This is a genomic window from Blattabacterium cuenoti, assembly GCF_014252015.1.
GTDB lineage: Bacteria > Bacteroidota > Bacteroidia > Flavobacteriales > Blattabacteriaceae > Blattabacterium > Blattabacterium cuenoti_U.
This window is the reverse complement of sequence record NZ_CP059206.1, coordinates 539815-556719: the sequence shown is the minus strand read 5'-3', so window position 1 is coordinate 556719 and position 16905 is coordinate 539815. Positions and strand designations below refer to the sequence as shown.

Below are 16905 nucleotides of genomic sequence, written 5' to 3'. Positions count from 1 at the left end.
AAACAAAAAAAAATACCAAATTAAAATTATATGAAAAAAAATACAATTTTTTATTTTCTATTATTTCTCTTTTTATTTGGATATTCATATTCCTATTCTAATTCTTTGAAGGAATGTCATAAAAAAATAGTTTGTCTTAATAGCATAGTTATAATAGAAAGAATGCCAGAGTTTTTTGCTGCTCAAAAAGAATTAGATAGAATTAATAAAATTCATGAAAATATTTTAGATAAATTAGCAAAAGAATTTCATAAAAAAGCAGACAAATTTCAAAAAAGCAAAAATCCAGTTCTTAAAAAAGAATTAGAAATTTTACAGGCAAGAGCTCATGCCTATCAGAAAACAGCTTCAGATGATTTAACTAAAAATCAAAACAAGTTATTAAATCCTATATATAAGAAGATAGAAAATGCTATTCATAAAGTAATAGATAAAGATAAAAATATTATAAGAGTTGATGATTGTAGTCCTGGAAAAGGAGTTTTGGTAAATAAAGGAGAAGACATAACTGAAGAAGTTAAAAAAGAATTAGGATTAAAATAAAACATAAGAATATGGTATCTCCCGGAATCGAACCGGGGACACAAGGATTTTCAGTCCTTTGCTCTACCTACTGAGCTAAGATACCATATAAAAACAAAAGTACAATAAAATAGTTAGTAATAAATTTCATCATCATATTTTTTTATTATTTTTTTTTCTGTTTTCTTGTATAAACAGAGAACCTATAATAAAAAAAAATAAAAAAGAAGTGCCCAAAAACATTTTTATTAAAACAAGTATTTTATATAAAGAAAAAGGATTATTAAAATTTTTGATTTATTCTTCTGTTATTAAAGAATATGATTTTTATACTTTGTTTCCGAATGGTTTAAATTTATTTATTTATAATAATAATGCTAATAAATATACTTATCTTAGTGCTGATTGGGTTAAATCAATCGATAAAAGATTTTACCACATTAAAGGAAATATCGAAATTATGAGTCCTAAAGGTAGTTTTTTAAAAACGGAGGAAATTTTTTGGGATATAAAAAATAAAAGAATATTTAATAAAAAATATACAACCATATCTAATTCAGATGGAATGATGCTGCATGCAGCAAATGGAATTGAAGCTTCTGAAGATTTAAAAGAAATTAGATTAAGAAATATTAGTGGGACTTTACCTATTAAATAGTATAATATTTCATATTAGTATCGTGTTTATCACGATACTTGTATCTGCTTTTTTTTCTGGAATGGAAATGGCTATGATTTCTTCTAGCTTGTTTCAAATAGAATTAGAAAAAGAAAAAAAGAAAGGATCTTTTCATTCTAAACTTCTTTCAAAAAGTATTAGTAATTCCAAAAAATTTATCACTACAATGCTCATTGGGAATACCATATCTTTAGTTATATATGGTATTTATATGGGAAAATTATTTTTATCTATTTTTCCAAAGGAATTTTTGGATAATTCTTTGTGGATGATTTTTTTAGAATCAGTATTCTCAGCTACTATTATTTTGATCATTGGTGAATTTATTCCAAAAATAATATTTAGTGTGTATTCAAATGAATTATTGAGTTTATTCATTGTACCTGTATATGTAATATATAAAATATTTTATCCTGTTACCAATTCCATTATTTGGATTTCTAATGTTTTTTTAAAGATTTTAGGAGAACAAGAACATGATAAAAAGAAATTTTTTGATAAAGAAGATTTAATTTATTTTTTATCAGAAAATATAGAGAATAATGTCAAAGGAAAAGAAATTGTAGAATCTGAAATTGAAATTTTTCATAAAGCTTTGGATTTTTCTGAAAAAAAAGCAAGAGAATGTATGGTACCTAGAAAGGAAATAGTTTCTTCTAACTTGGTATTTTCTTCTATAGATAATGTTAGAAATATTTTTACTGAAAGCGGATTATCTAAAATAGTAATTTATAAAAATAATATAGATAATATTATAGGTTACATTCATTATTCAGAATTACTGAAAAAACCAAAAAATATTGAGTCTATAATTAAATCAGTAGAATTAGTTTATGTGACAACTCCTGTTAGAACAATTATGGATCTTTTAATTAAAAAAAAAAGAAGTATTGCTATAGTATTAGATGAATACGGTGGAACAGCAGGGATGATAACTATAGAAGATATTTTAGAAGAATTTCTTGGAGATATAAAAGATGAACATGATGAAAATTTATTATTGGATAATAAATTAAATGATCATGAATTTTTGTTTTCTGCACGTTTAGAAATCGATTTTATTAATGCTAAATATAATTTAGATCTTCCTAAATCTGATAAATATGAAACTTTAGGAGGTTTGATAGTTACTTATACAGGGAATATTCCAAAAAACGGAGATAAAATTATCATCAATGAAAATTTTTATATTGAAATTAAAAAAGTATCTAAAAATAAAATAGAAGAAGTTTTTCTTAAAAAAAATTTTTAAAATGAGTTTTTTAGAAAAGATCAGAAAAAATACATGGTTAATTTTCTTATTTATAAGTATATCTTTGATTTTTTTTATATTAGATCCTAATATTCTAATGAAATTTATTACTAAAAATTCCACTATCATTGGAAAAGTAAATGGGGATAATATTTTTTCAAAAGAATATCTTGATTATTTTCAATTCTTGAAACGATTTCGTGAAAATGAGGCAGATCATTATTTGAAAAATGATGCCTGGAAATTATTAGTTCATGAAAAAGTATTGAATCAGCAAGCAAAAAAATTAGGAATACAAAGTACAAAAAAAGATTTTTGGAAAGCTATAGAAAATCAATCAATATATAGTAAAATAATCGATTTTCAAGATGAAAAAGGAAAAATGGACATGGAAAAATTTAGATTGTATTTGAAAAATTTAGAAAAATCATCTTCAAATTTAACTCCTCAAATAGAAGCAGAGAAAAATATTTGGTATTATGAAAAAAATAATATTCCAAAAAGGATTCTTGCGAAAAAATATGTAGAGATGTTGATGTATGGGCTCAATACATCTTTTATGGAAGCTCAATTAAATTATAGAGATAAAAATTTATTTTCCATAATTGATTATGTATTTATTCCTTATTCAGAAATAGAAAAAAAATATTATAAAATAAAAAGTCATGAAATTTATGACTATATTAATAAAAATAAATTTCTATACAAAAAAGAGAATTTAAGAAATCTTAGTTTTGTATTTTTCCGTTCTTATCCATCATTGGATGATGAAAAGAACATGGATATTGAAATAAAAAAATTATTTAATAAATTTAAATTTTCCAATTATAATTCTACAATTGTTTCTAATCAATCTGAAAAACCTTTTGATGAAAATTTTTATTTGAAAAAAAATCTCCCTATTGTTTTGCAACACTTTGTTGAAAAACAAAATAAAGTTGGGAGTATGTTTGGTCCTATTAAAGACAATAATATCTATATTATGGCTAAATTGACGGGGAAAAAAATGGTATATAATTCCGTTTTATTGAGCCACATATTAATATCTCATAAAGAAGCTATACGTTATTCCAATAATAGATCTAAAAAAAAAGCTAAAAAAATAGCAAAAATGATATATGATATTGTGGTTAAAAATCCTGATAAATTCAATTCTTTAATTATGGAAAAATCTGATGATTTTATTAAAAAAAATAAAGGAAATTTAGGATGGATAAAATATGAAGAACAAAATGAATCTTTTAAAGGATCTTTTGATTTTTTTTCTTCAAAAAATAAAAAAGGAACTATAGGTTTTACTGAAACTAAATTCGGATATCATATCATCAGAATTGACGAAATAAAAGATATAAAACCTACTTACCAATTAGCCATAATAATCAAAACATTGAATCCATCAAAAAAAACGGAAGAGATACTTTATCAAAAGGTAGTTCAATTTATGAAAGAAAATAAAAACTCTGATCTTAATACATTTATTAATAATGCAAGAAAAAAAAGGTATGAAACTATCTTTTTGAAAGAAATAAAAAATTATCAATGGAATATTAACGATTTAAATACAGAATTAGATAAAGAAATTATAAACTGGTCTTATGAACAAAATAGAAAAGAGGGAGATATTAATATTTTTTCTACTTCAAATAAAGATTATATCATAGTTTTTTTATCTAAAATTCAAAATAAAGGATTTCCCATTGAAGAAATAAAAAATAATTTAATCCCTTTTCTTATTAAGAAAAAAATGGATCATTATATATCTAATGTAATAAAAAATAAACATAGAAATTTGGAAAAAATAGCTTCTCATTTTTCTAAAAAAATAAAAAAATCTTATAAAATTAATTTTTATCAATCTATGATTGAAGGATACAAAGAACCTAAAGTAATAGGATATACTTTTTCATCAAAATTACATGAGACTTCGAAACCCATATTAGGAGAAAAGGGTCTTTTTTTTATAAGACCATTAAAACGTTTTAATATATCTAAGAAACCTTCTTATTTTTATCCTGAAATAGAATCTTTAAATGGAGACTTAAGAAAACATGTTTTAGAAAAATTAGGAAATGTATTAATTGAAAAATCTGAAATTAAAGATTATAGAAAAAATATATAATTGATATCTAATTATTCCGTTTTATAGAATAAGGAGGTATGTATTTTTTTATTTTTTTCTTTTCATAACTAGAAATTTCTTTTTTTTTTACAGATGAATCTATATTATTTTGAATAATTTCATTTTTAATTTTGGTTTTGGCTTCTTTTAAATATCGTATTCCTTCTCCTAATCCACGAGCTATGTCGGGGATTTTTTTAGGCCCAAAAACAAGGATAGCTATAAAAATGATAAAAAAACTTTCTTCTATACTAATAAACAAAAAATTTTTCATTTTTTTATATTTTTTTTACAACAATCGTATACTATGGATGGGGCTATAAATATAGAGGAATAAGTTCCAATACTAATTCCAACAAATAAAGCGAACATAAAACCATGAAGAATTTTTCCTCCAAAAAAGAAAATGATTAAAATTACTAATAAAGTAATAAAAGAAGTATTAATAGTTCTAGTTAGAGAACTATTAATACCTTGATTTATAGTTTCTTTCATCATAATTGATGTTTTTTTTGAAATTTGTCTAATTTTATCATAAACTATTACGGTATCATTAATTGAATAACCTATTATCGTTAATAAAGCAGCTATAAAAGTTTGATCTATTTCCAAAATAGAAAGTTTTTTATGAAAAAAAGAAAATATTCCAAGCACAATAATTGAATCATGAACTAAAGAGGCCACTGCACCTAAGCCAAATTGCCATTTTTTGAATCTCATAAAAATGTATATAAAAATTCCTATCAAAGAAATAATAATAGATATGAACGCCTTATGAGTTATATCTATAGCTACTATAGGTCCTACTTTTTCGATAGATAAAAGACCTAAAGATTTATCTTTTTTTATATTTTTAAATTCATTGAAATTTATAGGAAAAAAAGCTTTCAAAGCTGTATACATTTTTTTCAAAATCATTTCATCTATTTGATCGTTTTCTTCCCATATTTTATATTTTGTTACTATTTTTAGTTGATTTTCATCTCCGAATGTTTGTACTCTAGGAAAGGAAGGTATCCCATTTTCCATAAATGTTTTTGATAAAATTTCAGAAATTTTTTCAGGAACTATTTTTCGATCAAAAAGAATCACATAAGAACGACCTCCAACAAAATCTAGTCCTAGATTGAATCCTTTTAAAAAAAAAGATAGTATACTAATAATTATCATAATACAAGAAATCATATAAGCCCATTTCCTTTTGGATAAAAAATCATATTGCATACTTTGAATTTTATTCAAATTTTTAAAAAAGATCTTTTTATATTTTTTTAAATGCCATTCTAAAAATAATCTTCCTAAACAAGTGGAAGTAAACATAGATATCATAATTCCAATAATTAAAGTAGTTGCAAATCCTCGTATTGGTCCTATTCCAAAATAAAATAAAATGATTCCACATAATAAAGTTGTGATTTGTCCATCTATAATAGAAGATAAAGCTCCCTGTAATGTGTAACTATTATTGATAGATATTAATATAGAAATTTTATTTCTAAGATTTTCTTTAATTTTTTCGTAAATAAGGATATTAGCATCCATGGACATAGCTAATGTGAGTATAATTCCTGCAATACCAGGAAAAGTTAATACTGCATTCATAGAAATGAGTATACCAAAAATAAATATTATATTAAAAAATAGAACAATATTTGCGTATAATCCTGGAATTGAATAATAAAAAAACATCCAAATAAATATAAAAAAGAAAGCTATTAAAAAAGATATGATTCCTTTTTGAATAGATTTTTTTCCCAAATAAGGTCCTATTATATCAGTTTGAATTACTTTGACAGAGGTAGGTAATTCGCCTGTACTTAATACATTGATTAAATCATTAGATTCTTGTATTGAAAAATTTCCATATATTTGAGACATTCCATTTGGAATTACAGATTTTACTACAGGAGCTGCATATACTAAATTATCAAGTACTATTGCTATACTTTTTCCCGTATTTTTCTCCGTAAATATTTTCCATTTTTCAGTTCCTTCTTGATTCATTTTAATATTTATAGAGATCTCGTTAAGTGGGCCAAAAGTTTTATAAGCATGAGTAACCATATCTCCATTCAAAGAATTATATGTTTCATGATTATCTATTTTTACAGCAAATAATTGCAAAAAATTATCTAAATTTTTATATCCCCATAAAAATTTTACATTATGTAAATGATATGGTAAAGAATTTATAACCCTAGAAGAATTTAAAAAATCAGAAATAATTTTTTTATGTTTTATATGAACTAATCCCACTGTATTTAAAGATTTAATAAGAGGTAGATTCAAAAAATCTATGAAGGATTTTTTTCTTTCGTTTTTATAATATTTTTTATCATAAAATTTATTTATTGTATTAAAATATGAAATAATTTCTTGTAAATTATAAGTTTCAAAAAAATGCAATTCCGCTTTTTTTTCTAAAATATTTTTTATTCTATCTATATCTTTTATCCCAGATAATTCTACTAAAATTCGATTAGAATTTTTAATTCTTTGTATATTAGGTTGTATAATACCAAATCTATCTATTCTAGATCTTAAGATATTCTGAATAGAAATTAGAGATGATTCTATTTTTTTTCTTAAAAATCTTTCCACTTTTAAATCAGAACTATTCAAATCGATATCTTCGATGTTCGATTTATTACCAAATAAATTTGGAGAAGATAAACTTATATTTAATTTTTGACTTTTTACCTCTTGATTAAAAGAATTAATGAAAAATGATAAATAATCTGTATTTGGATATTCTTTTTTTTTCTTATCTGCATTTTCTAATGCTTTTAGAAAAAAAAAATTTTGTGAATTTTCAGAAAATTTTTTCAATAAATCTTTTTCAGATATATCTAAAATCATACTGATTCCTCCTTTTAAATCTAATCCTAGATTTAAAGTTTTTTTATTATCTTTTAAATTTGTATAATTTCTAGAATGTATGATTATACTATGTGATATATAATATAAACAAATAGTAGTCAATATTATAGTTACAAAAATCGTAAAAAAATTTTTTATACGCATTTTATTTTCTATCAATTTGCATAAAATAACATAAAATTTATATGTGAAATTATTATTTTATTAACAGATTAAAAAATTTTTATAACTATCTTTATTGGGATTAAGAAAATTAAATGAATGCACTTGAAAAAATTTTGGCTTATTCGAAACCTTATAAATATTATTACATCATCAATATATCATGTAATTTTTTATATTCCTTATTTTCAGTTATATCCATTATATCTATTTCCCCTGTATTAAGTATTTTACTTGAATCTTCTGAATACAAAAATAAAACAACATTTTTTAATTCTTTTAATGTTTCTTTCGATTTTATTATAAAATACTTCCATGATTATGTTAAAATATTATCATATGAATATGGAAAAATAAATACTTTAGCTATATTTTGTATTTTCATTATTTTACTTTTTTTAAGTAGAAATATTTTTCGATATTTAGCAGAATATTTCTTAATAGAAATAAAAACTTCTATAGTTCGAAATATTCGAAATGATTTTCATAAAAAAATACTTTCTTTACCCATAATTTTTTTTTCAAATAAAAGAAATGGAGATTTGATGTCTAGATTGTCTAATGATGTTAATGAAATAGAAATTTCTATTGTGAGTTCTTTGGCTAACTTAATAAGTTCTCCTATCATGTTAGTATTCCATTTACTTACTTTGTTTTTGATGAGTTATCAACTAACATTATTTGCTTTTTTGTTACTTCCTTTAATGGGAACTTTTATATCTATTATAGGAAGTAGTTTAAAAAAAGATGCAAGAGGAGCTCAAAATCAATTAGGAAAATTATTTTCTGTTATAGAAGAAACTTTAAATTCTACTAAGATTATAAATATTTTCAACGCTGAGAATCAAATGCAAAAACGATTTGAACAAGTATCTGAATACCAGAAAATGCTTTCTGCTCGTGTTAATAGAAAAAAAGAATTAGCTTCTCCTATAAGCGAATTTTTAGGTTCTATTACAATGATTATGATCATTTGGTATGGAGGAAAACTTTTTTTGGAAAAAAAAGGAATGGGACCAGAAATTCTTTTACCTTTTATAGGGCTATTTTTTCAAATTATTAATCCAGCGAAAAGTTTAGTTAATTCTATATCTAATATTCAAAAAGGAAAAGCCGCTGCGGAACGTATTGTAGAAATATTGAATACTAAATGTGTATCAAATGAAAAAATTAGATATAAACCTATTTTTCATTTTGAAAATGAAATTTTATTTCGTAATGTATCATTTACCTACAACAAATTGATATTAATTCAAAATTTAAGTTTTTCTTTAAAAAAAGGAAAAACTGTAGTTTTAGTAGGTAGATCTGGTAGTGGAAAATCTACTATCGCCAATTTACTGGCTAATTTTTATGATGTAACATCTGGAGAAATTACTGTAGATGGAACTAATATTAAATATTTAAAAATTAAAGATTATAGAAAATTGTTAGGAATTGTAACTCAGGAACCAGTTCTTTTTAATGATTCTGTTTTTAATAATATAGCATTAGGAGTAGAAAAAGAAATATCTATAAATTCGGTTATACAAGCAGCTAAAATTGCTAATGCACATTGCTTTATAAAAAAACTTCCAAAAGGATATGGGACAATTATAGGTCATAATGGAAATAAATTATCCTTAGGTCAAAAACAAAGAATTAGTATAGCTCGAGCTGTATTTAAAGATCCTCCAATTATGATTTTAGATGAAGCTACTTCTTCTTTAGATACAGAATCAGAAATTTCCGTTCAAAAAGCCTTAAATGAAATGATGAGAAACAGAACATCTCTTGTTATAGCACATAAATTATCTTCTCCTATTATACAAAATGCTGATCATATTATAGTCTTGGAAAAAGGAAGAATTATAGAACAAGGAAAACACAAGACTCTAATTTTAAAAAAAGGGACTTACAGTAAGTTAATAGCTCTACAAAGCTTTTAAAAAAATGAACATTGAAAAATGTATTACAGAAATTATTCATAATCCTCTTTTATCTATTTCTATTATAATAAATTTATTTTTATTGGAAAGTCTATTATCTATAGATAATGCTGCCATTTTAGCTTCTATGGTTATGAACCTTAAAAAAGAAGATAGAAAAAAAGCTATAAAATATGGAATTATTGGAGCATATTTTTTCCGAGGTTTATGTTTATTATTTGCTTCTATCTTAATAAAGATATGGTGGTTAAAACCATTAGGGGGAATATACTTAATTATTGTAGGATTCCATCATTTTTTGATAAAAAAAAATAATTTATCAAATAATTTAAAAAATAAAAAAACACGAAATTCTTTTTGGAAAATTGTTATTATCATAGAAATGATGGATTTAGCTTTTTCTATTGATAACATTTTTGCTTCTGTTGCCTTATCAGAAAATTTTATATTAATTTTTTTAGGTGTATGCATAGGAATTTTATCAATGAGACTGATTGCACAATTTTTCATTCAACTAATGGAAAAATTTATAGAATTAAAACATTCTGCTTTTTCTGTAATCATTATTCTCGGAATTAAACTTATTTCTTCTTTTTTCAAGAAAAATACACCTGATTTTCTTTTATTTTTTTTTTCAGAAAAAATATTTTCTCTATTAACTTTTTCAATATTTATATTTCCCATTTTTTTATCATATATAAAAAAAATAATAAATAAAAATTAAAATAATATTGTAATAGGATCTTCCAAAAACTTCCTAAGTGAATGAATATATTCACTTCCTTTAGCCCCATCTATAATTCTATGATCACAAGATAATGTAATTTTCATTACATTTCCTATTTCAATTTTATAATTTTTAACAATTGGGCGTCTCATAATAGATCCTACAGATAATATGGATGTATTAGGTGTATTAATAATAGAAGTAAAAGATTCTATGCCATACATTCCTAAATTTGAAACTGTAAAAGTACTATTTTCTATTTCTTCTGGTTGTATTTTTTTTGATTTTGAACGTAATGCTTTATCTTTAATTTCTTTAGAAATTTGCAATAATGATTTTTGATCTGCATTTTTAATAACTGGAACTATCAATCCATCTTTTATAGCTACAGCTATTCCTATATGTACATGCGGATGTATTATAACTTCTTCATCATTCCATGATACATTCATATCAGGATGTTTTACCAAAGATTTAGCAACTGCTTTGATGATAATATCATTGAATGATATTCTTTCTTCTAAAGAAAGTTTATCATTTAAATTTTTCCTAAATTCAATTAATTTATCCGCATTTATTTCACTAAATAAATAATAATGTGGAGCCGAAAATTTGGAATGAGTTAAATGTTCTGCTATTTTTTTTCTTATAGAAGAGTGAAGAGTTCTAACTGTATTTTGATCTTCACTTTTCTTTAATTTTATTTTTTCGTAAAACTCTATATCTTTTTTAATAATTCTTCCATATTCTCCACTTCCCTTAATATTATCTATAGGAATTCCTATTTCTTTAGCCATTTTTTTTGCTACAGGAGAAATAAATATTTTTTTTTTCTTTTCCTTAAATTCCTGATTTTTTTTCTCTTGTTTTTTATATTCTAATTCATAAATAATATGACTTATATCTTCCCCTTCATCTCCTATAATTGCCAATACATCATTTACACGTGTAGTTTCTCCTTCTTTAACCCCAATAAAAAGTAAAATACCACTAATATCTATCTCAAAATCTTGAGTCGCTTTATCCGTTTCTATTTCAGCTAAAATATCACCTTCTGAAACTTTATCTCCTATTTTTTTATTCCATTTAATTACAGTCCCCTCTTTCATTGTATCACTTAATTGGGGCATGGATATTATTTCTGCCATTCTTTTTATTTTAAATTTTTACGAAGGTAAAATTTTATCTAGAAAAGGATAATTTGTTTCGTGATAAACAACATTATACATTTTTTCTAAAGAAGGAAAATCTGATTTTTCTGCAAATTCAACGCAAGATTCTACCTTTTTCTTAACTTCATTTTCTATAATATTCAAATTTTCTATGGTTTCCCATTCATTTTCTATGATAATATTTTTTAATTTTAAAATAGGATCTTTCTTCTTATATAAAGAAACTTCCTCTTTAGTACGATATAATTCAGAATCAGACATAGAATGTCCTCTATATCTATATGTTTTAATTTCTAAAAAACTAGCCCCTTTTCCTTTTCTAGCTCTTTCTATAGCTTCGAATGCTACTTTTGCTATTTTTTCTGGATCCATTCCATCTACAGGATAAGAAGGGATTCCATATGATTTTCCTATTTGGTATATTTCTTCCATATTACTACTCCTTTTAACGGAAGTTCCCATTGCATATTGATTATTTTCACATATAAAAACAACAGGAAGTTTCCATATCATGGACATATTAAATGTTTCATGTAAAGATCCTTGTCTTACAGCTCCATCTCCCATAATAGTTAGAGTAACTTTTTTTCTATTAAAATATTTATCTGCAAAAGCAATTCCAGCTCCTAATGGAATTTGTCCACCCACAATTCCATGTCCACCGTAAAAACGGTGTTTTCTACTAAAAATATGCATAGATCCTCCCATTCCATGAGAAGTACCAGTTTTTTTTCCTAATAGTTCCGCCATTACTTTTTTTGGATCTACTCCCATAGAAATAGGAAAAATATGACATCTGTAAGCGGTTATTATATTATCTTTAGACAAATCCATTGCATGCGTCAATCCAGCAGGGATCGCTTCTTGTCCATTATACAAATGCAAAAATCCTCTAATTTTTTGTTTTAAATATAGAGAACGACATTTATCTTCAAATTTTCTCCAAAAAGACATATCCTTAAACCACTTAATATAGGTTTCCGTGGTTATTTCTTTCATTACATTATAAAAATTTTATGAAATCATTACATACAAATTTAATCTTTAAGATTCAATAAACAAAGAAAAGAAAAATAATTTAAATCAAATGAATAAGGCTTTCTAATGCAATTTTTCTAGATCCTTTAATAAGAATATAGTCTGTTTTTTTAATAGAAAATTTTTTAATCCAATCAACAAAATTTTTTTTATTGGTAAATTTTCTTATCTTATTAGAAGTTTTTTTGGTGTTAAAAAAAATATTTCCAATTAAAAAAGCAATATCAATATTGCTTTTTTTTATAAAAGAAATAATCTTTTCATGTTCATTATTAGAAAATAAACCTAACTCTAACATATCACCTAATATAACTATTTTTTTTCCTTGTATATTATTAAAAAAGGTCAGTGCTTTTTTCATACTAGTTGGATTGGCATTATAACAATCTATAATAATTTTTACATTATTTTTAATCAAAACTTGAGAACGATAATTATTAGGAACATATTTTTTTACTGCTTCTTTTATTTTCTTTAAAGGAACTTTAAAATACGTTCCTATAGTTATAGCAGATGCTATGTTGTGTAAATTGTAATCTCCTATTAAAGAAGAAACAATTTTGGTATTTTTAATATATAAAGTGGATTTTAAATTGTTTTTTTTATATAAATATTTAATATTTATATCCGATTTTTTTTTTTTTCTGAAAAAATGTATCTGTTCATTCCCATACTATTATTCATTTGTATAGGATCATCTCCATTTATAAATACTACCTTTTTATTCTTATTTAAAAAATCATATAACTCTAACTTACTACGTATGATCCCTTCCATATTTTTGAATCCTTCTAAATGAGCTTTTCCAAAATTAGTTATATATCCATAATCTGGATTAATAATATGACACATTTTTTCTATTTCTTTTTCATGATTTGCTCCAATTTCTATGACAGATATTTGTGTATCCATGGGCATGGAAAGTATAGTTAACGGAATTCCTATATGATTATTTAAATTTTTTTTTGTGTAATGAATTTTTTTATATTTCTTAGCAAGAATAGTTGCAATAAGTTCTTTTGTAGTAGTTTTTCCATTACTTCCAGTTATAGCAATGATAGGTATATGATGTAATCTATATCTGTGAAATTTTGCTAATTCATGCAGAAAATATAAGGTGTTATATACAAAAATGATTTTATTACAGGTAACATATTTTTTATCATCAACTATGGCTATTCTTGCCCCATTTGAAATGGCTTCATGTGCAAATTGATTTCCATCAAAATTTTTTCCTTTTAAACCTATAAAAATAGATCCTTTTTTAACTTTTTGACTATTTATTTCTATTCCAGAAGAAATAGAATATAATTGATATATATTTATAATATTCATAAACCATATATAATTAAAGTAAATCTTCTTCAAGTTTCATTTTTAAGTTATTAATATTAGTAATTACAGTTCTTTTTTGATCTTTTATATAAGATATATAACCTGTTTCTTCGGATATAACGAGACATATAGCGTCCGTTTTTTCAGATAATCCAATAGCAGCTCTATGTCGTAATCCTAAACGGGATGGTATTTCTTTATTATAAGAAACTGGAAGAATAGCTCTTGTTTTTATAATTTTATTTTCTATAATAACTACAGCTCCATCATGTAATGGACTATTTTTATAGAAAATGCTTTCTAAAATAGAAATATTTACTTTAGCATCCATTTCATCCCCATTTTGGATAAATTCTTTCAAATCTTGATGTAATTGAATGACGATTAAAACTCCTGTTTTATCTCCTGAAAAAATAGCACAAGCATTGACTATGCTATCTATAGTTTCAGTTTTAATGGATACTCCTGATTTTTTGAAAAGAGAAAATATAAATTTTTTGAAAAAAATTTTGCTCCCTACTATAAGAAGAAATTTTCTAATTTCTGGTTGAAATACAATAATTAAAGCCAAAAAACCTCCTTTAAAAAAAGCACTTATAACTATGCTAAGAAATTTCATTTGATAAATTTCTACTACTTTCCAAAAAATAAAAGTAGCTATGATCCCGTAAAAAATATTTAAAGCAGCAGTTCTGTAAACCAGTCTGTATACTTGAAATAAAATAATGGTTACTAAAAAGATATCTAAAATATCAATGAAATAAATTTTCAATGAATATAATAATGAAAAAAAAGCTTTACGCAAAAATAATATAAGTATTAGTGAATTATAAAATTTTTTTATAATATTGTACTAATTTAATGCATTCTACAGCTTCTTTTACATCATGTACACGTAAAAATTTGGATCCATTTAAAAGTGCTATAGTATGAATGATGGAAGTTCCATTTAATGAATCTTCATAAGAAGATTTTAAAATAAGTTTGATCATAGATTTTCTGGAAAGGCCAACTAAAATTGGATAATCCTGAAATCCTAATAAAGATAAGTTTTTTAACAATCTAAAATTTTGTTCTAGTGTTTTTCCAAAACCAAATCCAGGATCCAAAATAATATCTTGAATTCCATATTTTTTTAAATAAAAAATTTGTTCAGAAAAAAAATTGTTTATTTCTATTATTATATCTTCACAATAAGAAGGATTTTTCTGCATATTTTCAGGTATTCCTTTTATATGATTTAATACATATGGAATCTTAAGTTTTCCTAGCAAAGTAAACATATTTTTATCAAATTTTCCTCCTGATATATCATTTATCATTACAACCCCTTCTTCCACTGCTATTCTAGCTACTTCACTACGAAAGGTATCTATAGATATTCTAACATTTGGAAAATTTTTTATAATAGTACGAATAGGTTTGATTACTCTTTTTATTTCTTCTTTTTCTGTTACTAATTTGGATCCTGGACGTGTGGAACAACCTCCAATATCTATAAAATCAGAACCTTCACTTAATAAAATTTCTATATGTTGTAAAATATTATATTCAGAACATAACTTACCTCCATCATAAAAAGAATCAGGAGTTAAATTAACGATTCCTATTATTTTTGGTTCTTCTAAATGCAATAAAGTCCCTGCACAATTAATCATCATAGAACAAACTATTTATTGTAATTTGTTACAAAATTAAATGAAATGACATGAATCTTATTCATATTGATTTTATTATTCAAAAATGTAGAAAACTTTTTTCAGAAAAATTAATAGATTATGGATTATCATGGAAATTTTTACATAATTATTCCATAATAGATCAGATTTTAATTAAAATAATACGTATAAAAAATATTCAATTAAAAGGAAATCAAAAAATTAAAGAAGAAAAAATAATAGATACGTATATAGATATCATAAATTATTTAATAATTATATTAATTAAATTAGATATTTATTTTACATCAAATTTTAATAAAATATCACATCATGATGTGATATTGATTTATAATCAAAAATTTATAAGTATAAAAAATTATATAGATTGCACAAATATAACTTTTAATAAATTTTCTATAAATGATCTTTTGAAAAATATTTCATATATAAAAAAAAATAAAAAAAAAATTTTATTCAAGGAAAAGGAATTAGAAAAATTTTGTTTTCAAATACTTATCGAAAGCATTTTTTTATTAAAACAAAATTTTTAATTTTATATTTATATTACATCGTACAAAAAAAATAATGAAAAAAAAGGTTGTCATTGCAAATTGGAAAATGAATTATGACTTTCATGAAACAACTTCTTTTATTAGAAATTTATTAAAATTTGTTTTCGAGAAAAAAATAAATCATAATAAAGAAATTATTGTTGCTCCTTCTTTCCCTTTTTTACACATTTCAAATCAAATTTTACAAGGAACAACTTTAAATATTGCGGCTCAAAATATTCATCAAAAAGATAGAGGTTCTTATACAGGAGAAGTATCAGCTTCTATGCTAAAATCTATAGGAATTCAAAAAGTTATACTGGGACATAGTGAACGTAGAAAATTTTTTTTAGAAAAAAATAATATTTTATTAGAAAAGATAAAAATAGCATTGAAATATGGTTTAAATATTATTTTCTGTGTAGGAGAATCGCTGAATGAAAGATATAATAATCAACAATTTAAAATTGTTAAAGATCAATTGGAAGAAACAGTTTTTCATTGTTCTTCAGAAGATATAAAATCTTTTTATATAGCATATGAACCCATATGGGCTATTGGAACAGGAAAAACGGCTACATTTGAACAAGCTCAAACTATGCATGAATTTATTCGTTCTTTATTTCTAGAAAAATATGGAGAAAAGATTTCTAATAATATATCTATTTTATATGGAGGAAGTATTAATGATCTAAATGCAAAAGATCTTTTTTATCAAAAAGATATAGATGGAGGACTTGTAGGAAACTCTTCTCTTAAACTTGAAAAGTTCTTAGATATTGTTCAATCATAAATGTATTAAAGGCCTCGTAGCTTAATTGGATAGAGCATCTGACTACGGATCAGAAGGTTATGGGTTCGAATCCCTTCGAGGTCGTA

16 protein-coding genes and 2 tRNA genes are annotated in these 16905 nt (G+C 23.6%); 9 read left to right on the top strand and 9 right to left on the bottom strand.

The features are described from left to right. Positions 1-30 precede the first annotated feature (30 nt). Entirely contained in the window at positions 31-543 is a 513-nt protein-coding gene (locus H0H50_RS02715; protein WP_185867086.1) for an OmpH family outer membrane protein, read from the top strand. A 12-nt stretch (positions 544-555) separates the two neighbouring features. Here H0H50_RS02715 and H0H50_RS02710 read toward each other — a convergent pair. Continuing rightward, positions 556-628 (bottom strand) — tRNA-Phe (locus H0H50_RS02710). Positions 629-751: 123 nt separating this feature from the next. On the opposite strand from H0H50_RS02710, the gene H0H50_RS02705 reads away from it, so the two are divergent. From H0H50_RS02705 to H0H50_RS02695, 3 genes are read left to right on the top strand one after another with little or no spacing between them, the layout of a single operon-like run. Further along, the gene (locus tag H0H50_RS02705; protein WP_238784194.1) at positions 752-1180 is read left to right on the top strand and encodes a hypothetical protein; all 429 of its coding nucleotides are present in this window, start codon (positions 752-754) and stop codon (positions 1178-1180) included. Position 1181: 1 nt separating this feature from the next. Continuing rightward, a complete protein-coding gene (locus H0H50_RS02700) occupies positions 1182-2453 on the top strand; it encodes a hemolysin family protein (RefSeq protein WP_185867440.1) in 1272 nt (423 codons plus the stop codon). A 1-nt stretch (position 2454) separates the two neighbouring features. Continuing rightward, complete coding sequence (locus tag H0H50_RS02695; RefSeq protein ID WP_185867085.1) at positions 2455-4572, top strand: SurA N-terminal domain-containing protein; 2118 nt, start codon at positions 2455-2457, stop codon at positions 4570-4572. 7 nt (positions 4573-4579) lie between these two features. Here the strand turns inward: H0H50_RS02695 and H0H50_RS02690 are convergent, their stop codons facing one another. Further along, positions 4580-4846: a Sec-independent protein translocase subunit TatA/TatB gene (locus H0H50_RS02690; RefSeq protein WP_185867084.1), complete on the bottom strand. Its 267-nt coding sequence runs from the start codon at positions 4844-4846 to the stop codon at positions 4580-4582. Further along, on the bottom strand, positions 4843-7596 hold the full coding sequence (gene secD, locus H0H50_RS02685) for a protein translocase subunit SecD (RefSeq protein WP_185867083.1): 2754 nt from the start codon (positions 7594-7596) through the stop codon (positions 4843-4845). The genes H0H50_RS02690 and secD overlap by 4 nt, the downstream gene beginning before the upstream one ends. Positions 7597-7709: 113 nt before the next feature. On the opposite strand from secD, the gene H0H50_RS02680 reads away from it, so the two are divergent. Both H0H50_RS02680 and H0H50_RS02675 read left to right on the top strand, forming a co-directional pair. Then, positions 7710-9542 carry an ABC transporter ATP-binding protein gene (locus tag H0H50_RS02680; protein ID WP_185867082.1) on the top strand — a complete coding sequence of 611 codons (1833 nt, stop codon included), beginning with the start codon at positions 7710-7712 and terminating at the stop codon, positions 9540-9542. A gap of 4 nt (positions 9543-9546) precedes the next feature. Then, on the top strand, positions 9547-10266 hold the full coding sequence (locus H0H50_RS02675) for a DUF475 domain-containing protein (protein WP_185867081.1): 720 nt from the start codon (positions 9547-9549) through the stop codon (positions 10264-10266). Here H0H50_RS02675 and H0H50_RS02670 read toward each other — a convergent pair. From H0H50_RS02670 to folP, 6 genes are all read right to left on the bottom strand, one after another. Then, positions 10263-11417 (bottom strand): dihydrolipoamide acetyltransferase family protein, encoded by a 1155-nt coding sequence (locus tag H0H50_RS02670; protein ID WP_185867080.1) that lies wholly within the window; start codon positions 11415-11417, stop codon positions 10263-10265. The two genes, H0H50_RS02675 and H0H50_RS02670, sit on opposite strands and share 4 nt — an antisense overlap. Positions 11418-11435: 18 nt before the next feature. Next, on the bottom strand, positions 11436-12440 hold the full coding sequence (gene pdhA, locus H0H50_RS02665) for a pyruvate dehydrogenase (acetyl-transferring) E1 component subunit alpha (protein WP_185867079.1): 1005 nt from the start codon (positions 12438-12440) through the stop codon (positions 11436-11438). A gap of 79 nt (positions 12441-12519) precedes the next feature. Then, positions 12520-12897, bottom strand: coding sequence for a glutamate ligase domain-containing protein (locus H0H50_RS03095; protein WP_238784193.1), 378 nt, complete (start codon positions 12895-12897; stop codon positions 12520-12522). 203 nt (positions 12898-13100) lie between these two features. Further along, a complete protein-coding gene (locus H0H50_RS03090) occupies positions 13101-13814 on the bottom strand; it encodes a UDP-N-acetylmuramoyl-tripeptide--D-alanyl-D-alanine ligase (protein WP_238784192.1) in 714 nt (237 codons plus the stop codon). Between the two features lie 13 nt (positions 13815-13827). Beyond that, a complete protein-coding gene (locus tag H0H50_RS02655) occupies positions 13828-14586 on the bottom strand; it encodes a diadenylate cyclase (RefSeq protein WP_394798959.1) in 759 nt (252 codons plus the stop codon). A gap of 55 nt (positions 14587-14641) precedes the next feature. Further along, a complete protein-coding gene (gene folP / locus H0H50_RS02650) occupies positions 14642-15475 on the bottom strand; it encodes a dihydropteroate synthase (RefSeq protein WP_185867077.1) in 834 nt (277 codons plus the stop codon). 47 nt (positions 15476-15522) lie between these two features. On the opposite strand from folP, the gene H0H50_RS02645 reads away from it, so the two are divergent. The 3 genes from H0H50_RS02645 to H0H50_RS02635 all read left to right on the top strand — a co-directional run bounded on the left by H0H50_RS02645 (position 15523) and on the right by H0H50_RS02635 (position 16903). Continuing rightward, on the top strand, positions 15523-16026 hold the full coding sequence (locus tag H0H50_RS02645) for a nucleotide modification associated domain-containing protein (protein ID WP_185867076.1): 504 nt from the start codon (positions 15523-15525) through the stop codon (positions 16024-16026). A gap of 34 nt (positions 16027-16060) precedes the next feature. Beyond that, the gene (tpiA, locus tag H0H50_RS02640; protein WP_185867075.1) at positions 16061-16819 is read left to right on the top strand and encodes a triose-phosphate isomerase; all 759 of its coding nucleotides are present in this window, start codon (positions 16061-16063) and stop codon (positions 16817-16819) included. A gap of 10 nt (positions 16820-16829) precedes the next feature. Beyond that, positions 16830-16903, top strand: a tRNA-Arg gene (locus tag H0H50_RS02635). Positions 16904-16905 lie beyond the last annotated feature (2 nt).

Coding starts and splice junctions, on each gene's coding strand:
- H0H50_RS02715 (WP_185867086.1), top strand. CDS start 31: ATGAAAAAAAATACAATTTTTTATTTTCTATTATTTCTCTTTTTATTT.
- H0H50_RS02670 (WP_185867080.1), bottom strand. CDS start 11,417: ATGGCAGAAATAATATCCATGCCCCAATTAAGTGATACAATGAAAGAG.
- folP (WP_185867077.1), bottom strand. CDS start 15,475: ATGATGATTAATTGTGCAGGGACTTTATTGCATTTAGAAGAACCAAAA.
- H0H50_RS02645 (WP_185867076.1), top strand. CDS start 15,523: ATGAATCTTATTCATATTGATTTTATTATTCAAAAATGTAGAAAACTT.
- H0H50_RS02695 (WP_185867085.1), top strand. CDS start 2,455: ATGAGTTTTTTAGAAAAGATCAGAAAAAATACATGGTTAATTTTCTTA.
- H0H50_RS02680 (WP_185867082.1), top strand. CDS start 7,710: ATGAATGCACTTGAAAAAATTTTGGCTTATTCGAAACCTTATAAATAT.
- H0H50_RS02675 (WP_185867081.1), top strand. CDS start 9,547: ATGAACATTGAAAAATGTATTACAGAAATTATTCATAATCCTCTTTTA.
- tpiA (WP_185867075.1), top strand. CDS start 16,061: ATGAAAAAAAAGGTTGTCATTGCAAATTGGAAAATGAATTATGACTTT.
- pdhA (WP_185867079.1), bottom strand. CDS start 12,440: ATGAAAGAAATAACCACGGAAACCTATATTAAGTGGTTTAAGGATATG.
- H0H50_RS02690 (WP_185867084.1), bottom strand. CDS start 4,846: ATGAAAAATTTTTTGTTTATTAGTATAGAAGAAAGTTTTTTTATCATT.
- H0H50_RS03090 (WP_238784192.1), bottom strand. CDS start 13,814: ATGAATATTATAAATATATATCAATTATATTCTATTTCTTCTGGAATA.
- secD (WP_185867083.1), bottom strand. CDS start 7,596: ATGCGTATAAAAAATTTTTTTACGATTTTTGTAACTATAATATTGACT.